At 59.0% G+C, this 16,992-nt stretch carries 22 protein-coding genes; 13 read left to right on the top strand and 9 right to left on the bottom strand.

Going from position 1 to position 16,992, the window contains the following annotated elements:
• Positions 1–18: 18 nt before the first annotated feature.
• Positions 19–1,836 carry a monovalent cation:proton antiporter-2 (CPA2) family protein gene (locus BLS87_RS14705; protein ID WP_074753218.1) on the bottom strand — a complete coding sequence of 606 codons (1,818 nt, stop codon included), beginning with the start codon at positions 1,834–1,836 and terminating at the stop codon, positions 19–21.
• A 202-nt stretch (positions 1,837–2,038) separates the two neighbouring features.
• On the opposite strand from BLS87_RS14705, the gene BLS87_RS14700 reads away from it, so the two are divergent.
• From BLS87_RS14700 to BLS87_RS14690, 3 genes are all read left to right on the top strand, one after another.
• Complete coding sequence (locus tag BLS87_RS14700) at positions 2,039–2,227, top strand: hypothetical protein (protein WP_062387252.1); 189 nt, start codon at positions 2,039–2,041, stop codon at positions 2,225–2,227.
• A 183-nt stretch (positions 2,228–2,410) separates the two neighbouring features.
• Positions 2,411–2,677 carry a PepSY domain-containing protein gene (locus tag BLS87_RS14695; protein ID WP_074753217.1) on the top strand — a complete coding sequence of 89 codons (267 nt, stop codon included), beginning with the start codon at positions 2,411–2,413 and terminating at the stop codon, positions 2,675–2,677.
• Between the two features lie 139 nt (positions 2,678–2,816).
• A complete protein-coding gene (locus tag BLS87_RS14690) occupies positions 2,817–3,254 on the top strand; it encodes a GNAT family N-acetyltransferase (RefSeq protein WP_074753216.1) in 438 nt (145 codons plus the stop codon).
• A 39-nt stretch (positions 3,255–3,293) separates the two neighbouring features.
• On the opposite strand, the gene BLS87_RS14685 is transcribed toward BLS87_RS14690, so the two are convergent.
• Complete coding sequence (locus BLS87_RS14685; RefSeq protein ID WP_074753215.1) at positions 3,294–4,532, bottom strand: NAD(P)/FAD-dependent oxidoreductase; 1,239 nt, start codon at positions 4,530–4,532, stop codon at positions 3,294–3,296.
• Positions 4,533–4,670: 138 nt separating this feature from the next.
• On the opposite strand from BLS87_RS14685, the gene BLS87_RS14680 reads away from it, so the two are divergent.
• Positions 4,671–5,702: an Ldh family oxidoreductase gene (locus BLS87_RS14680; RefSeq protein ID WP_074753214.1), complete on the top strand. Its 1,032-nt coding sequence runs from the start codon at positions 4,671–4,673 to the stop codon at positions 5,700–5,702.
• Here BLS87_RS14680 and BLS87_RS14675 read toward each other — a convergent pair.
• Positions 5,699–5,896 carry a hypothetical protein gene (locus BLS87_RS14675; RefSeq protein ID WP_074753213.1) on the bottom strand — a complete coding sequence of 66 codons (198 nt, stop codon included), beginning with the start codon at positions 5,894–5,896 and terminating at the stop codon, positions 5,699–5,701. The genes BLS87_RS14680 and BLS87_RS14675 overlap by 4 nt on opposite strands.
• Before the next feature lie 280 nt (positions 5,897–6,176).
• Between BLS87_RS14675 and BLS87_RS14670 the strand changes: the two genes are divergently transcribed.
• On the top strand, positions 6,177–6,383 hold the full coding sequence (locus tag BLS87_RS14670; RefSeq protein ID WP_425262224.1) for a hypothetical protein: 207 nt from the start codon (positions 6,177–6,179) through the stop codon (positions 6,381–6,383).
• Positions 6,384–6,438: 55 nt separating this feature from the next.
• On the opposite strand, the gene BLS87_RS34170 is transcribed toward BLS87_RS14670, so the two are convergent.
• Positions 6,439–6,600, bottom strand: coding sequence for a hypothetical protein (locus tag BLS87_RS34170; protein ID WP_167362068.1), 162 nt, complete (start codon positions 6,598–6,600; stop codon positions 6,439–6,441).
• Positions 6,601–6,791: 191 nt separating this feature from the next.
• On the opposite strand from BLS87_RS34170, the gene BLS87_RS14665 reads away from it, so the two are divergent.
• From BLS87_RS14665 to map, 3 genes are all read left to right on the top strand, one after another.
• Positions 6,792–7,142, top strand: coding sequence for a helix-turn-helix domain-containing protein (locus BLS87_RS14665; protein ID WP_074753211.1), 351 nt, complete (start codon positions 6,792–6,794; stop codon positions 7,140–7,142).
• Positions 7,143–7,230: 88 nt separating this feature from the next.
• Positions 7,231–7,485, top strand: a complete 255-nt coding sequence (locus BLS87_RS14660) for a ParD-like family protein (RefSeq protein ID WP_074753210.1) — start codon at positions 7,231–7,233, stop codon at positions 7,483–7,485.
• Complete coding sequence (gene map, locus BLS87_RS14655; protein WP_074753209.1) at positions 7,482–8,267, top strand: type I methionyl aminopeptidase; 786 nt, start codon at positions 7,482–7,484, stop codon at positions 8,265–8,267. The genes BLS87_RS14660 and map overlap by 4 nt, the downstream gene beginning before the upstream one ends.
• Before the next feature lie 192 nt (positions 8,268–8,459).
• Here map and BLS87_RS14650 read toward each other — a convergent pair whose 3' ends face one another.
• Together BLS87_RS14650 and BLS87_RS14645 are read right to left on the bottom strand one after the other, a co-directional pair.
• Positions 8,460–8,714, bottom strand: coding sequence for a hypothetical protein (locus BLS87_RS14650; protein ID WP_074753208.1), 255 nt, complete (start codon positions 8,712–8,714; stop codon positions 8,460–8,462).
• A gap of 83 nt (positions 8,715–8,797) precedes the next feature.
• Positions 8,798–9,022 carry a DUF6555 family protein gene (locus tag BLS87_RS14645; RefSeq protein ID WP_074753207.1) on the bottom strand — a complete coding sequence of 75 codons (225 nt, stop codon included), beginning with the start codon at positions 9,020–9,022 and terminating at the stop codon, positions 8,798–8,800.
• Between the two features lie 484 nt (positions 9,023–9,506).
• Between BLS87_RS14645 and BLS87_RS14640 the strand changes: the two genes are divergently transcribed.
• Positions 9,507–9,836, top strand: coding sequence for a hypothetical protein (locus BLS87_RS14640; protein ID WP_074753206.1), 330 nt, complete (start codon positions 9,507–9,509; stop codon positions 9,834–9,836).
• Between the two features lie 83 nt (positions 9,837–9,919).
• Here BLS87_RS14640 and BLS87_RS14635 read toward each other — a convergent pair whose 3' ends face one another.
• A complete protein-coding gene (locus BLS87_RS14635; protein WP_074753205.1) occupies positions 9,920–10,984 on the bottom strand; it encodes an endonuclease/exonuclease/phosphatase family protein in 1,065 nt (354 codons plus the stop codon).
• Between the two features lie 94 nt (positions 10,985–11,078).
• Positions 11,079–11,330, bottom strand: coding sequence for a DUF1654 domain-containing protein (locus tag BLS87_RS14630; RefSeq protein WP_074753204.1), 252 nt, complete (start codon positions 11,328–11,330; stop codon positions 11,079–11,081).
• Positions 11,331–11,537: 207 nt separating this feature from the next.
• Between BLS87_RS14630 and BLS87_RS14625 the strand changes: the two genes are divergently transcribed.
• Entirely contained in the window at positions 11,538–11,762 is a 225-nt protein-coding gene (locus BLS87_RS14625; RefSeq protein WP_074753203.1) for a YgdI/YgdR family lipoprotein, read from the top strand.
• Between the two features lie 59 nt (positions 11,763–11,821).
• Here BLS87_RS14625 and BLS87_RS14620 read toward each other — a convergent pair whose 3' ends face one another.
• Positions 11,822–12,925, bottom strand: a complete 1,104-nt coding sequence (locus BLS87_RS14620; protein ID WP_074753202.1) for an asparaginase — start codon at positions 12,923–12,925, stop codon at positions 11,822–11,824.
• A 497-nt stretch (positions 12,926–13,422) separates the two neighbouring features.
• On the opposite strand from BLS87_RS14620, the gene BLS87_RS14615 reads away from it, so the two are divergent.
• From BLS87_RS14615 to BLS87_RS14605, 3 genes are all read left to right on the top strand, one after another.
• A complete protein-coding gene (locus BLS87_RS14615) occupies positions 13,423–14,382 on the top strand; it encodes a sugar ABC transporter substrate-binding protein (protein ID WP_074753201.1) in 960 nt (319 codons plus the stop codon).
• 64 nt (positions 14,383–14,446) lie between these two features.
• Positions 14,447–15,997: a sugar ABC transporter ATP-binding protein gene (locus tag BLS87_RS14610; RefSeq protein WP_074753200.1), complete on the top strand. Its 1,551-nt coding sequence runs from the start codon at positions 14,447–14,449 to the stop codon at positions 15,995–15,997.
• Positions 15,997–16,992 (top strand): ABC transporter permease, encoded by a 996-nt coding sequence (locus tag BLS87_RS14605; RefSeq protein ID WP_074753199.1) that lies wholly within the window; start codon positions 15,997–15,999, stop codon positions 16,990–16,992. Before BLS87_RS14610 ends, BLS87_RS14605 begins: the two co-directional genes overlap by 1 nt.

Raw genomic sequence — 16,992 nt, 5'->3', positions numbered from 1 at the left:
TCTCTCCCGCTGAAAGGCCTAGCCTTTGGCGGCCTGTTCAGCTTCCTCGTCGATGCGGTCGGACTCGAACAGTTCCGCCAGCTCCGCTCGGGATTCCAGCGCGCTCTGCATGACCTTGGCTGCGTCATCGTAGATCAGGTGTTGACGGTTGAGCACCTGTTCGTCGTGACGCTTGAAGCGACTGATGCGCGCGGCCGCCTGCGCCTCGCTCAAGCCCAGCCCTATAAGCGTGCGGCGGGTCATCTCAAGGCTGGAATAAAACGTTTCTCTCACCGGGTCGGCGTCGAGGTCCATCAAGCGATGTACGTGCTGGCGGTTACGCGCACGGGCGATGATTTTCAGATGCGGGTAGAGCTTGCGCACCAGCTCGGCGGTCTTGATGTTGGTGTCCGGGTCGTCAGTGGCAATGACGAAATACTCCGCCTGATCGACCTTGGCGGCACGCAGGATTTCCGGGCGTAGCGGGTCACCATAAAACACGGCCACGTTGCCTCGGCTGCGGGTGAGCTCGATGGTTTCCACCGACGTGTCCAGGGCCACGAACGGGATCTTCTGCGCGCGCAGCACTCGCGCGACGATCTGGCCCATCCGGCCCATGCCCGCGATCACTACGCGGGGGTTGTCGGACTCGATTTCGCGATATTCATCCGGCACGGGTTTGTGCACCGGCTTGGGCTTGAGCCAACGCGACATGACCAGCAGCAGCAGCGGCGTCAGCGCCATCGACAGGGTGATGGTCAGCACCAGCGTGTCGTACAGTTGCGCATCGAACAGGCCTTTGTCACGACCGATCTGGAACACCACGAAGGCAAACTCACCCCCGGCGGCCAGCACCAGACCGAGGCGCAACGCGCTTTGTTTGCCCAGGCCACCGGCCAGACGCCCGACCACGAACAGCAAGGGCAATTTGAGGCCGATCAGCAGCAGCGTCAGACCCAATACGACGATCGGAGAGCTGAACAGCAAGCCGATGTTGGCACCCATGCCCACGCTGATAAAAAACAGGCCCAACAGCAAGCCTTTGAACGGCTCGATCTGTGATTCAAGCTCATGGCGGTATTCCGAGTCGGCCAACAGCAGACCGGCGAGAAACGCACCCAAGGCCATGGACACCCCGACCAGGTCCATCAGCCACGCAGTGCCGATCACCACCAGTAACGCAGTGGCGGTGGACACTTCTTGCAGCTTGGTCTTGGCCACGATGCGAAACACCGGACGCAGTAAATAGCGGCCACCGACCACCACGATGGCGATGCCGCCGAGCACTTGCAGGCCGTGACGCAATGAGTCGCTGGAGCTGGCGTTGTGATCGCCGCCCGCGAGCATGGGCACCAAGGCAATCAGGGGAATGGCGGCGATGTCCTGAAACAGCAGAATGGCAAAGGCCAGGCGGCCGTGCGGCGCGTTCAGTTCCTTGCGCTCGGCCAGGCTTTGCAGGCCAAATGCTGTCGATGACAACGCCAGGCCCAGGCCCAATACGACCGCGCTGTTCAGTGGCTGGCCGAAGCCGAAGAGGGCGACCGCGCCGATCATGACACCGGTGAGCAACACCTGCGCCAAGCCAACCCCGAACACCGATTTACGCATGACCCAGAGGCGTTTTGGCGACAGCTCAAGGCCGATGATGAACAGCAGCAAGACCACGCCCAGCTCGGAGATATGCGATACGCTTTCCAGGTCGCTGATCAGCCCCAGACCTGCGGGGCCGATGATCACGCCGGCGATCAGGTAACCGATGACAGCGCCCAGTTGCAGCCGTTTGGCCAGTGGAACGGTGACGACGGCGGCGAGCAGAAACACGACTGCAACCTGCAGCGGGCTGCCTTCATGGGGCATTGGGGACTCCTTAACAGAAACAGTGAAATTTCCTACACAATGGCGCGTATTAAACCACGTCATAGTGACAAGAACCGCCGACCGAGACGCTTCGCCGCAGGTTCAGCGGGCGCTCCGGGATGCCAGCAGCGCTTGGAGGGCGTAACATGTCGGGCGCATTCGCGCCGCGCCTATGATTTCGACCGTTTTCAGGAAACTCGCAATGACCAACAAACAGCGTCTTATTTATTCGATCATCATCGCCCTGAGCGTACTGGTCATCATGCTCGGCTTGTCGCACCTGCAGACCATCGGCGTGCTCGACGAGAAGACCTTCCAGTACATCGCGATCTTCGTGGCGGTGGTGGTGGTCGTGTTGAACGGTGTCTTGCGTCGCAAGGTCAAGCGCTGATCTGAGAGCGACTCAATCCGGTCACGCCCCTATGACCGGTTTTCGGTGGGAGCGGGCGAGCTCTCTGCTCCTGCCAGCCGACTGCATCACTCGGTTACACAACCTCGCCTGAACTATTTTTTCCCCCGGCAACTCCAAAAAATCGCACGTCATAAAGCCCGCGAAGGGAAATGGAGTTCAAACATGATTAAACAACTTACCGCTGCCGTTGTTGCCACTGCTGCACTGGCCACTGCTCAATTTGCCTTGGCCGACAAACCCGCCCCGGGCTGGATCACCATCGAGAAAGCGATTGAAAAGGCCAAGTCGGCGGGCTACACCGAAATCTACAAGATCGAAGCGGACGACCATGGTTACTGGGAAGGTGAGGGCCGCAAGGCGGACAGCGTGACGTATGAGTTCCGCATCGACGCCACCTCCGGCAACGTGCTGCGCGACCAGAAGGACTGATTCGACGGCGTTCAGCCGCTCTTGTAGGTCCCTGCGGGAACACCGTTCGGTTGTTCCCGCACTGTTGGCGCAAGGCTTTACTCCTTTCATTGAATCCGACACCCTTGCCTCCCAATTTCCCGTCAGCAGGAAGCGACGCATGAGTGTGCGGATCGAATTCAAAAGCAATCCCGACGAAGATGAACGCCTGCAGATCCTCGAACCGCTCAAAGCGTACAACGCTGAGAAGGCCGGCGATGGGCTGTCAGAAAAGTTCGCGTTTTTTGTGCGAGACGAGCAGACCGATGCGGTATTGGGTGGTTTGCACGGACGGATCCTTTACCGCTGGTTGTTCATCGAGTTGCTGGTGGTCCCTGAGCAGGCGCGGGGGCAGCGGATGGGCAGCCAGTTGATGGACAAGGCCGAAGCGTTCGCCCGTGAGCGGAACTGCGTCGGGATCTGGCTCGATACGTTTGATTTCCAGGCACCCGACTTCTACCGCAAACACGGTTATGAGGAATTCGGCCACCTGGATGATTACCCGCCGGGGCATCAACGCCTGTTCTTCCAGAAACGGTTGATACCGTTGGTGAGGTGATCGGCGTTTAAGCCGATCTTCCTCGAGCAGGGCGACGAATTACCGAAAGCGCGCCGGGCTGTAAGGCGCTGGATCGGTAAACGTCGGCTTGCCCGTCATCATGTCCGCCAGCAGGCGTCCCGTCACGGGTCCGAGCGTCAAGCCATGGTGAGCATGGCCGAAGTTGAACCACAGACCGGGATGACGGGGCGCCTCGCCGATGACCGGACGCATGTCGGGCAAACACGGGCGGCGCCCCAGCCATGGTTCGGCGTCCAGACGTTCACCCAGCGGGTAAAGCTTGCGTGCGATGGCCTCGCAACGGCGCAGCTGGATCTCGTTGGCGGGCGCATCGCTGGCGGCGAACTCAACCCCGGTGGTCAGCCGAATGCCCCGTGCCATGGGCGCCAACACATAACCCGCCTGGGCGTCGATCACGGAGTGCTCCAGCGCGGCGCCCGGTTGTGAGGCGTAGTGCATGTGATAGCCACGCTTGATCGCCAACGGAATGCGGTAACCGAACCGCGAAAACACGTCGGCCGATTGTGGACCTAACGCCACGACCACCTGCCGGGAACTGACCACCCCGTCCGCGCTGTCGACCTGCCAACCTTCATCCAGCTGGCGCAGGCTGCGTGCATCACCTTTGAGCAGCACGCCGCCACGCTGCACGAACAAGGCGGCGTAACCGCGCACCAGCGCACCGGGATCGGTCACGCTTTTCGGGTCGAGCCAATGGATGCCGCCCACGGCGCCGCTGAGGTTTGGCTCCCGATCACGCAATTGAACCGCGTCGAGGATGTCGCAGCGCAGTCCGTATGCGGCGTAGGTTTTAGCGTCGGCGACGGCCAGATCGAATTCGCGCTGATCGCGGTAGAACTCGATCCAGCCTTTGGCGCGCATCAAACCGGTCATGCCCGACGCCTCTGCCAGCAGGTCATGCTCGATGACGCAGCGCTCGATCAGTGGTTGCATGGCGCGACTGGCCTTCGCCAGGTTGTCCGGCGAGGACTGCCGCCAGTACTGCAGCAGCCAAGGCGCGAGGCGTGGCAGATAAGCAGGGCTGAAGCGCATGGACGACTGTTGGTTGAGACCGTAGCGCAGCAGGCGTGACCATTCGCGGGGGAACGCATAAGGAATGATGCTGGAACGCTCGATCAAGCCCGCGTTGCCATGACTGGTGCCTCGGCCGGGTTCGTCACGATCCAGCAAGATGACGCTCTGGCCTGCGGCTTGCAGGTGCAGTGCGCAACAGACGCCGACAATACCGGCGCCGAGAACGAGGGTCTGACAATCCATGGATCGATCCTTAATCGGCTGAAGGCGAACGTGAGGCCGTCACCGTCGCGCAGTTTACCCATTTGTCGGCGCACAGTACTCTCCAGACGCTTACGTTCTGTTCGGCTTCCACTTCCAATAATCACACCGGAGCTTCAGATGTCTTCACCCCGCGATCCCGTAGACACCCAGACGATTTCCTTCAGCGATCTGACCGAACTGCTGCGGCAGATATTCATGCGGCACGGCACGTCGGCCGAGGTGGCGGCGGTACTGGCCGAGAACTGCGCCAGCGCGGAGCGCGACGGATCGCACAGTCACGGGATCTTTCGAATCAAGGGTTATTTGTCGTCCCTGGCGGCAGGTTGGGTCGACGGCCAGGCCGTGCCGAAGGTCGAAGACGTCGGTGCCGGTTTCGTGCGGGTGGACGCTGGTGGCGGCTTTGCACAGCCTGCAATGCAGGCCGCCAAGGCGCTGTTGATCGAGAAAGCGCGCACTGCCGGGATTGCCATCCTGGCGATCCGCAACTCGCATCATTTCGCGGCGCTGTGGCCAGATGTCGAGCCCTTCGCGCAGGAAGGGCTGGTAGCGTTGAGCGTGGTCAACAGCATGACCTGCGTGGTGCCTCACGACGCGCAGAAACCGTTGTTCGGCACCAATCCGATTGCTTTCGCGGCGCCTCGGGCGGGTGGTCAGCCCATCGTCTTCGACATGGCGACCAGCGCGATTGCCCACGGCGATGTCCAGATTGCCGCAAGGGAAGGGCGCCTGTTGCCGCCGGGCATGGGCGTGGATCGGGCGGGACACCCAACCGAAGACCCGAAGGCGATCCTTGATGGCGGCGCGCTCTTGCCCTTTGGTGGTTACAAAGGGTCGGCGCTGTCGATGATGGTCGAATTGCTGTCTGCTGCATTGACCGGCGGCAACTTCTCATTCGGCTTTGACATGTCCACCAAACCGGGCGCGCAAACCCCGTGGACCGGCCAGATGATCATTGTCATCGATCCGGACAAGGGCAGCGGGCACGCGTTTGCCGAGCGCAGCGAAGAGCTGGTGAGGCAGATGCATGGTGTGGGTCAGCAACGCATGCCCGGCGATCGTCGGTACCGGCAGCGTGAACAATCCCTGGCAGAGGGGATCGTGCTGTCGACAGACGATTTGAATCGTCTCAAGGCACTTGCCAGCGCTTAAGCCTCCAGTTTCGGCAGCGTGCCCGGACGCTTCAGAGCAACCGGGCTTTGCTCGGCGATGTGCAGGGGCATCAGATGCTGACTGTCGAGGGCCTCGCTGGACGATTTGCCGGCTTTGCCGCACGGCATGGCCAAGGCGGTGGCACTGACAGCGGCCAGCATCAACGTCATCAGTAACGCGATCAGGGTTTTCATGGTTGAACCTCGCAAACAGGCGCAAGCGCTCTGGAGAGGTGGCGCTTGTCAACCTGTGCAGGCTACGTCGCAGAGCCCTAGGGGCGTTATTCGGATACTGCGCCGTTCTTGCCTGATACTGCGCTCCTGGTGCGTTTCAGTCCTCTTGGGTGCAGAGGCGATGGGTCCGATGGATCCGCCCACCCGAACGACCGCTCGTCGAATCATGACTTGCGTTTGGAGGTCGATGAAAATACTGTATGTTTAAACAGTATTCAGTGAAAGGGAATCGACCATGCTCATGAATCAAGCCGAAACCAGCATTGCATTCACCGTCCAGGCCGCAGAGCCTACCTTCAGCAGCGTCTGGGGCAATGAGATGCAGCGCGAGGATTTTCTTGCCCTTGCGGCAGGGGTACGTCAGTTCAGCGCCAGTCAGGTGGACCTGGCGTTTGTCTCGAACGTCGAGGTTTTTCCGGGCGGGCACGGCCCATCTGCGGCGGAATGATTTCCCCGCACATCGCTCGACAGGACTAAGGTGGTAGTGCAGTGCAGTGACGGGCTCAGTGCTTCTGAGCCGAGACAGTCGCCACGGCAACCTGAAGTGCCGGGACTTGGGTTTGATCGGCGTCCGGCTGACGCGCCTTGCCTGTTCTGATCAGGCTCAGTGCCAGCAGAGTGCCTATGACGGATAGAACGCACCAACCCAGCAAAAATGTAATCACGTCTGGTCTCCGAACTGCAAAAATCGGGTTGCCATGAAAAATGACAAGCTCTCCATCCGAATCTATCGGCCATCATGACCATTTCATGAGGGTCGAAAAGCGCGCAGCTTGAACAATTGTCGGGTGGATCGCAACTCCCCCAGACCAATGGGGTCTTGCTTTAAACATAGTCAAATCAGAGGCCCATGTTTATGAAAGATCTTGGTTCACGCCTGAAAGAAGAACGCAAAAGCCTCGGACTCTCGCAACAGGAATTCGGCGCGATTGGGGGCGTAGAAGCCAATGCCCAAGGCAAATACGAAAGCGGCGAACGCATTCCTCGTTCCGATTACCTCGCAGCGCTTGGAAAAAAAGGCGTCGATGTCCTGTATGTGCTCTCGGGCAAACGAACACCGATCGCTACCGATACGCTGAACGATGCCGAGCGGGCGATCATTACCCATTACCGGGCATTGAGCGAAGACGATCAGGAGGCGATTTCTCAACTTGCCACCTCGTTGTCTGAATGCGCGACGGACGCTGCTGCTGCTTCGTCTGCGTGATGCATTCGTCCAGACCCATGCCAAAAGGCGGTGTTGCGGATGAATATACGCAACGTATATGCTTCGTATATTCATCGCGAGGTCAAACATGGGACTGGTCAAGATTTCCGAACAGATGCACGACAACATACGCTCTGCCAGCGCGGCGCTGAGCCGTTCAATAAATGCGCAGGCCGAACACTGGATGAGGGTGGGCATGCTCGCCGAACTCAATCCCGGGTTGAACTACAGCGATATCTGCCAGTTATTGATCCGGGCTGAAGCGACGGGCGACGCGCTGCCGAGCCCGCAGGCTGAAGAGGCCATTGTTCACGAACCTCAGTTCAGGGCGGTGTCGCGATGAGCATCAGTATCAAAAGCGAAGCCGATCTGGTGGGGCTGAGAATCGCCGGACGGCTGGCTGCGGACGTCTTGGCAATGATCGCTCAGCACGTGAAACCCGGCATCAGCACCGAGGCGCTCGATGACATCTGCAACGATTACATCGTTAACGAGTTGAATGTCATTCCGGCCAACGTCGGGTACCACGGTTTCACCAAGACGACGTGCATTTCGCCGAACGCGGTGGTGTGCCACGGCATCCCTTCAGCGGACGATATCCTCAAGGAAGGCGACATCGTCAACATCGATGTCGCGGTCATCAAGGATGGTTGGTATGGCGACACCAGTCGCATGTATTACGTCGGAGAAGTCAGCCCGTTGGCGCGACGTCTGGTCGAAACCACCTATGAAGCCACGTTGGCGGGCATACATGCGGTGAGGCCTGGCGCGACGCTGGGCGACATTGGTAACGCTATCCAGACCGTGGCTTACCGGGAAGGCTTCAGCGTGGTCCGCGAATACTGTGGGCATGGCATCGGGCGTAAATACCACGAAGAGCCGCAGGTGCTGCATTACGGCGCCGCCGGGAAGGGCTTGAAACTCAAACCGGGAATGGTTTTCACCATCGAGCCGATGATTAACGCTGGCAAACCCGGAACCCATGTTCTGGATGACGGCTGGACCGTACTGACCCGGGATCAATCCCTGTCGGCACAGTGGGAACACATGGTGGCGGTCACTCAGACCGGGTTCGAGTTGTTGACGCCCTGGCCGGATGGGACGGGTGATTATCCGCCAGTGTGAGGGCAGTCACATCTGGACGAATAAAGTCACAATTGTACGAGTGACTAAGGGCCGACATACCTTGTAGGCTCCTTCCCGTTCCCCTGTGGTGCTGCTGCCTGACCGGCTCAAGGATGATCAGATCGGCAGCACTAGGGGAGAACACCACACTGAAAAAAACCGGCCGAAGCCGGTTTTTTTGTGAACGCCTGTTTAGCCCCCTAGCTGCTTCGCGGCGTCGACGCCCGCAGAACTCAGCTTCACCGGGTACTTGAGGGTGCGTTCGCCCTTCTCGGGAATCTCGACACATCCATCGTGGATAAGCCCTGCTTTCTGCAGTTCTTCCAGGGTATCCGCGACAGCGTGTTCCCCCCTGTAGTTATCCAGAACCTCTTTGCCCAGCCCCGCCGGATGTGCGTGTAACAACCGGGTCAGGACTTCTTTCTTGAGCGCGTTATCAATGGTCATATTTTCCTCGCTTTGCTGGTTTCATGAGCGCTGCTTGTAAATACCGACCACTCGATATGAGGATGGTTTGGACTTTTATCGTCTTACGTACGTTTCCATTGGACCTGCGTCACGCCGAGTCCTTCGGCGTTGAGCTTGGCGAGTCGAAAGGGGCCCGCTGCGACACCGCCATCAAGGGTTCCGACGCCCGCGTGCAACGTGGCGAAGTGCAGCGCATCGCTTTCGCAAAGATGCCTTGCTTGATGAGAGAAATGCCTGGGTTCGCCTCGAAACCGGTAATGAATTTCAAAATCCTTGGAATCATTCATCGTCTTTAGCCCGTTAGACGTTGTGCACGTCCCGCTGAATGTGAGTACTTCCCCGTGTACCTGAACAGCATGGTCGCCGAATGCATCGACGGTGCCGTCACTTCATTTCGAGACCGATACAGGCCTGCCCGTACTGCAGGAGGGCCATGATCGTGGTGCGTTTTCTCTGCCTGAGACGAGTAGGCCGGGCATGCCGCTCAGCGCTACCGACCACCGGAGAATTGCATTGTTTTCCGGCCTTTTGAACCGTGCGCCGATCAGCGGCAATGTGCCATATCTGTTTGGATGGAAGCGTCAATTCGTTGGTGTGCACCACTACACATTTGCACGGTTTTGGATGTATGGACCGCTTCGGTTTCAGGAGGATTGTCGGGGGCATCCTTCGTGCAAACAAATATTCAGAGAAAGGGCAATTTGATGGCCCGCGTATGCGTTGTTTTCTGGAAAAATCCTTCTTTTTCAGTCGATTCCGGGACGAGGGCGTATGCGTAGAGTGGGTTTGAGCGTAGCGGGGTTTGTGTTGATGATGACGGCACTGCCAACCCAGGCACGGGACCTCAGCAAGCACGATCTGGACGTCTGCAAGTGGGGCGCTGGCATGGCCGGTACGGCGCAGCAATCCAAGCTTTCCGGCACGACGTTGTACAGCGCACGAAAGAAGCTGCAGGTGCGGACGTTTTCCAAGCCCTGGATGCGCAAGATGGCGTTGGGTATCACGGAGCAAACCTACAAGAGCCCGTCACGTCTGAAACCGGCCGCGGTGAAGCAGACGTATTACGACGGCTGTGTCCAGCATGAGCTGGCGCGCAAGTAGAGGAATGTTTTTCTCGGCCCAGGGAGCGCCTGATGAAAGCGCCCCCTGGGCAAATGGCTCACGCGGTTTCAGGCGTGACGTAATCAGTGGCAGTTGCCCGCCAGATGATAATGCTGCGCTTCAGCAGCGGCAGCGTTGTCGAATTCAACCCGGTTTTTTTCCGACACTGCGTTATAGGACGGGCAGTCCGGACGGTGGTAAACCATGGTTTTCTTGTTGCCACGAATCGCCAGCGTCAGATTCTTCCCGCTGTCGGCGCTGGCGGCCGCGGGTTTCATCGGATTAGGCCGCGTTGTTGCAGGTTGCGCAACGGCTGTGGACGCGCTGCCTCCACTGAAGTCGGCGCTGAGGAAAATCGGCGCATGGTCGGACACCCTGTCACGTCCCTGCGCGTGGGTCATGGCCAGGTATTTGGGGTAATTGAAGACCTGTACGCTGTTGACCTTGATCGCCGAATGCTTGCTGACGAAGATGTTGTCGTAGAGGTTGGAGAATTTTCCATCAGTGGTCGAGAGCGTGCTCGCGCCATTGAGCACCAAGGGCCGGGCGCTGGCATCCAGGTTGTCCCAGGCAGGCGAGGTCGGTGGCGTATTGAAGTCGCCCATCAGCATGATCTGGTTGTTGCCGGGGTAGGTGTCTTTCAGCCAGGCCCAGTAGCTGGAGAGTGCAGTGATTTCCGAGGCGCGGTCGGACTGGCTCTTGCCATACAGAATATGCACCGTGGCGACCACAAACGTGGTGCCGTCCCTGAGCGATTTGAAGCGTGCAGAATACGGTTCCCGTTCGAAGGTGTCGTTGCGGTCAAGGTAGGTGACGGCGCCATCTTCGTAGGCGACCACGTCGTCACGCCACACGAAACCATACATCTCCTTGTAAGAGGATCGGCCAACTGCATGTGAGGCCATCGAACTCCAGTGCTTGCCGGTCTGTTTGGTCAACTCCTTGGCCAAGGCTTGCAAGGCGTCCTCGTTCATCAATTCCTGCACGGCGAGAAAGTCGACCTTTTGCGCGACTTTGGCAATGCCTTGAAAATCCTTGTTTGGCCGCACACTCAGGTGCTCCAGGTTCCAGGTGCCGATATTGACGTCGGCGCAAGCGGTCTGCAGGAAAGAAAGGGTCAACAGCAACGAAACAAAAAATCTGAGCATTGTTTTCCAACTACGGGCTGGTTAAAGCGACGGCGAGCGCAGTGGCTCGCCGGAAGGGCGGGTTTGATCGGTTCGGGTTACAGCGGGGTGCTGATCAGTCCTCCTTGGGCACGGTCCAGAAAATCTGTACTCCGCCGTCATCTCGGTAGGCGAGGGTGACGTTGTCGTTTTCCGCGATCTCTTCGAGCAACTGGTTCCAGTCATCTTCCTGCTCGTCAGGCAGGCGAAAGATCAGCGCGGCGCGGGATTTCTGCGCGGTGGGTGAATTGATGATCTTTTGAATGCGGATGCCCAGGCGCTCGTAGGCACCCGGAAGTTCAGCGGCTGAAGCGGCATGTTTAGACACGAAAGGTATCCCTTGTTATTGCTGTATGTGCATACAGTATTTCACTGTGGGACGTTTCGCAAGATTGGAGCAGGGCTAGTCGCTCCAGCCGCTTCACTTGCATGATTTCTCCTACCCCTGTTCGGCTTGCGAACCAAAGCCGATCGAGTCGATCAGATCTTGTGTAAGCGAATCCGTTCGCAATGGCCGAAAGATTAAGGAGTTTTCATGACTATCAGAGGGTTGGGATTGCCTGTCGCATGGGTGTGCTGCGCGCTGCTGGCGGGCTGCTCGACGTCAACGGTGGTGACACTGCAGAACGGTACTCAATACGTCACCAAGGACGCGCCGAAGACCAAGAGCAAGGACGGATTTTACGAGTTCGAGGACATTTCCGGAAAGGCCGTGAAGGTGCGTGCGGACGAGGTGGCAACGGTTAAAGAAGAAGACTGAATCACTGAGGCGCCTGATCGAATCGATCAGGCGCCTCTTTTTGGGGACAAGGATTTACATCAGTATTCCCAGAACATCCGTTGCAGCTCTTTGCTGTCGTTGGTTTTCGTCAATCCCACCATCGCCAGAATCCGGGCTTTCTGCGGATTCAAATCATGAGCGACCACCCAGTCGTATTTGTCATCCGGCTGCTCTGCGTTGCGCAGTACGAAACCGCCGGCATTGACATGCGATGAGCGAATGATCTGTACGCCGTCTTTGCGCAGCGCTTGAAGCGCGGGCACCACTTTCGAGGATACGGATCCATTGCCCGTGCCGGCATGAATGATTGCCTTGGCGCCTGATTGCGCCAGTGCCTTGTACGCCGTGTCGTTGACGTTGCCGTAGGCGTACGCGATGTCCACCTGAGGCAGGCTGCTGATCTGGCGGATATCGAATTCCGAGTTCTGAGTATGACGTTTCGCGGGCAGGCGGAACCAGTAGGATTTGCCCTCGACCACCATACCCAGCGCGCCCCACGGGCTCTTGAATGCTTCGGTCTTGATGTTGATCATCTTGCTGACGTCACGACCGGACTGGATTTCGTCGTTCATGGTCACTAACACACCTTTGCCTTTGGACTCCGGGTTGCTGGCTACGGCAACGGCGTTGTACAGGTTAAGCATGCCATCCGCCGACATGGCGGTGCCTGGACGCATGGACCCGACCACGACGATAGGCTTCTCGGTTTTTTCGACGAGGTTGAGGAAGTAAGCGGTTTCCTCCAGCGTGTCTGTGCCGTGCGTGATGACAATGCCATCGACGTCCGGGCTGTCAGCCAGTTCGGCGACTCGTTTACCCAGTTGCAGCAGGTTCTCGTTGGTGATGCTCTCTGACGCAATCTGTAAAACCTGCTCGCCGCGCACGTTGGCCAGCGTCGCCAGCTCTGGAACGCCAGCGATCAGCTTGTCGACGCCGACCTTCGCAGCCTGATAGGTCGCGCTGTTGGCGGTGCTGGCGCCTGCACCGGCAATGGTGCCGCCAGTGGCCAGGATGACCACGTTGGCGAGCTTCGATTTCTGTTGCGGTGGTTGTTCGGCGGTGTCCGCCCATGTAATGCCCGGAGCGAGGAGGAAGCAGAAGGCCAAGGCGCCTGATTTGAACGTATTGACTGCAGCATTCATTGTTATTTTTCCCGCTGTGTAGTGACGGTGCCGTCCTGACACCGGTGGAGCCCGTTGTTCCTGATCGAGAAAAACCCTGATCCAGAAAAACGCAGCGCCCTGGGAGGGTGCAGAATCCATACCAATCGGAAACTGGTCGAGCGGCGCAGGAATGCTCCCTGTTTCATTGAAGGGGTGAAACACATAGCGCTGCGGAATGTCCGGACTGCCGAATATTTGCGTGCGCTTTCATTCGGATATCCGAATGGAAAATGCTGGCCAGCGGCCCGACTTAGAGGTCGCGGCGTTCCTGATACACCGGTCCTTCAGAGCGAAAGCCAGAGCGAGAGAAAGGTGAGCCACCTCGCCTGTGACGCAGCCAAGCGTTTACGCTGTTGACAAATCGTGCAGCGATTCTCATAGTTTCACCCACGCAAACGTTTGCGATTGGTCGAGGTAGGTAACCGTCGACGCGCATTCGGTGCCGATAAAATAATCATAAATGTCGGAGTGATTCCATGAAGCTGCCATTCGCTGCACGTCTTCTTGCTGTTGCCATGCTCACCGCAAGTGCTGTATCCCTGCCTCTCTCTTCTGCCTACGCCGACGACGCGAAGAAACCCACCGTCGCGCTGGTGATGAAATCCCTCGCCAATGAATTCTTCCTGACCATGGAAGACGGCGCGAAGGCCTACCAAAAAGACCATTCTGCTGATTTCGACCTGATCTCCAACGGTATCAAGAACGAATCAGACACGTCCGCGCAGATCGATATCGTCAATCAGATGATCGTCAAGAAAGTCGATGCGCTGGTGATTGCACCGGCAGACTCCAAGGCGCTGGCGTCCGTGCTCAAGAAGGCCCAGGACGCCGGTATCAAAGTCGTCAACATCGACAACCAGCTCGATGCCGACGTGTTGAAAAGCAAGGGCATGGAAGTGCCTTTCGTAGGCCCGAACAACCGCAAGGGCGCCAAACTGGTGGGTGACTACCTGGCCAAGCAACTGACGGCGGGCGATCAGGTCGGCATCATCGAAGGCGTGCCAACCACGACCAACGCACAGCAGCGCACAGCGGGCTTCAAGGACGCGATGGAAGCTGCGCAGATGAAAATCGTCTCCACGCAGTCGGGTAACTGGGAAATCGACAAGGGCAACGCGGTTGCCTCGGCGATGCTCAACGAATACCCGAACCTGAAAGCCTTGCTGGCCGGTAACGACAGCATGGCGCTGGGTGCTGTGTCGGCTGTCCGTGCAGCGGGCAAAGCGGGCAAGGTGCAGGTTGTGGGTTACGACAACATCAATGCCATCAAACCGATGCTCAAGGATGGTCGCGTACTCGCGACGGCTGACCAGTTCGCCGCCCGTCAGGCTGTGTTCGGCATCGACACCGCCCTGAAGATGGTCAAGGGCGAGAAACTCGACATCAAGGACGGTGTGATCGAGACCCCGGTTGAACTGGTCACCAAGCCCCAGTAATCCGGCTGTCCTAAAACACCTGTAAATACCGCCTGCCCGCAAGGGCAGGCGCGTGGAGAGCGTTATGTCAGCGTCTGCTCAGGCCGCTGTTCTATCTGTCAGTGGCATCGGCAAAACCTACGCCCAACCTGTTCTCGGTGACATCGACCTGACGCTGATGCGTGGGGAAGTGTTGGCGTTGACCGGGGAGAACGGTGCGGGGAAAAGCACCTTGTCCAAAATCATCGGCGGGTTGGTGACACCCACCACCGGCCACATGCAGTTTCAGGGACAGGCCTACGAACCGGCGAGTCGCACCCAGGCTGAAAAGCTGGGCGTGCGCATGGTCATGCAGGAGTTGAACCTGCTGCCTACGTTGTCGGTGGCAGAGAACCTGTTCCTCGATAACCTGCCCAGCCGTGCCGGCTTCATCAACCGCAAAAAACTGCGTGACGATGCGCTGAAGGCCATGGCTCAGGTCGGGCTGGACGCTATCGACCCCGACATGTTGGTCGGTGAGTTAGGCATCGGTCATCAACAGATGGTCGAAATCGCCCGCAACTTGATCGGCGATTGCCACGTTCTGATTCTCGACGAGCCGACTGCGATGCTGACGGCCCGTGAAGTGGAGATGCTGTTCGAGCAGATCACACGCTTGCAGGATCGCGGCGTTTCCATCGTTTACATCTCCCATCGCCTGGAAGAGCTGGCACGCGTCGCTCAGCGCATCGCCGTGCTGCGGGACGGCAAGCTGGTGTGTGTGGACGCCATGGCCAACTACAATAGCGAGCAATTGGTGACCCTGATGGTCGGTCGCGAACTGGGCGAGCAGATCGACCTGGGACAGCGCCAGATCGGTAACGTGGCGCTGTCGGTAAAAGGCTTGAGTCGCTCCGACAAAGTGCGCGATGTGTCCTTTGACGTACGCGCGGGCGAGATTTTCGGCATTTCGGGACTGATCGGTGCAGGCCGCACCGAGCTGCTGCGCCTTATCTACGGCGCGGATGCGGCAGACAGCGGCTCCATTGAAGTCGGCAGCCCGTTGAAGCCGGTGCGCGTGAACTCGCCGGTCGATGCTGTCAGCCACGGCATTGCCCTGATCACCGAGGATCGCAAGGGCGAAGGCCTGCTGCTGTCGCAGTCGATCAGCGCCAACATCGCGCTGGGCAACATGGAAGCGATTTCCAGTGGCGGCGTGGTCAACGCCGGTGCCGAAATGGCGCTGGCCAGACGTCAGGTCGACGCCATGCGTATTCGCAGTTCGAGTCCGACCCAACTGGTGTCGGAGTTGTCTGGCGGCAATCAGCAGAAGGTCGTGATCGGCCGGTGGCTGGAGCGCGACTGTCAGGTGATGCTGTTCGACGAGCCAACCCGCGGCATCGATGTCGGGGCCAAGTTCGATATCTACGCGCTGCTGGGCGAACTGACCCGTCAGGGCAGGGCGCTGGTGGTGGTTTCCAGTGATCTGCGCGAGTTGATGCTGATCTGCGACCGCATTGGCGTGTTGTCTGCCGGACGCCTGATCGACACCTTCGAACGCGACACCTGGACACAGGACGAACTGCTCGCTGCCGCTTTCGCCGGCTATCAAAAACGTGATGCGCTGCTGTCTGAAGCAGCGCCCAGGAACGACTGATGAAAACCTCGACTCCTTCGGCCGCGCTGCCTTCTCCCGGCAAGCGCAGCGGCAACTATTTCGGCCTGGGCACCTACTTGGGCCTGGCGGGCGCGTTGCTCGCCATGATCGTGCTGTTCTCGCTGCTCAGCGATCACTTCCTGTCCTATGAGACCTTCAGCACGCTGGCCAACCAGATTCCCGATCTGATGGTGCTGGCGGTCGGCATGACGTTCATCCTGATCATCGGCGGGATTGACCTGTCGGTGGGGTCGGTGCTGGCCCTGGCGGCATCGGCCGTCAGCGTGGCGATGCTCGGCTGGGGATGGGGCGTTTTTCCTTCGGCGTTGCTGGGCATGGTGTGCGCGACCGCGGCGGGTACGCTGACCGGCTCGATCACGGTGGCGTGGCGCATACCGTCGTTCATCGTCTCGCTCGGCGTGCTGGAAATGGCCCGTGGCGTGGCGTATCAGTTGACCGATTCGCGCACCGCCTACATCGGCGACTCGTTTGCCTGGCTGTCCAATCCGTTTGCATTTGGCATCTCGCCCTCATTCGTCATCGCGCTGCTGGTGATCTTCGCCGCTCAGGCAGTGCTCACCCGCACGGTGTTCGGTCGTTACCTGATCGGCATCGGCACCAATGAGGAAGCTGTGCGTCTGGCCGGGATCAATCCAAAGCCCTACAAGATTCTGGTGTTCTCGCTCATGGGATTGCTGGCGGGCCTTGCCGCGCTGTTCCAGATTTCACGCCTGGAAGCGGCCGACCCTAACGCGGGCTCCGGGCTGGAACTGCAAGTGATCGCTGCCGTGGTCATCGGCGGCACCAGCCTGATGGGTGGACGTGGCTCGGTCATCAGCACGTTCTTCGGTGTGCTGATCATCTCGGTGCTGGCCGCGGGCCTTGCGCAGATCGGCGCAACGGAGCCGACCAAGCGCATCATCACCGGTGCGGTGATTGTGGTGGCGGTCATCCTGGACACTTACCGCAGCAATCGCGCACGGCGGCGCGGCTGA

The organism is Pseudomonas abietaniphila (assembly GCF_900100795.1).
GTDB lineage: Bacteria > Pseudomonadota > Gammaproteobacteria > Pseudomonadales > Pseudomonadaceae > Aquipseudomonas > Aquipseudomonas abietaniphila.
Note: the sequence above shows the minus strand (reverse complement) of the source record. Positions and strands in the feature narration are given on the sequence as shown.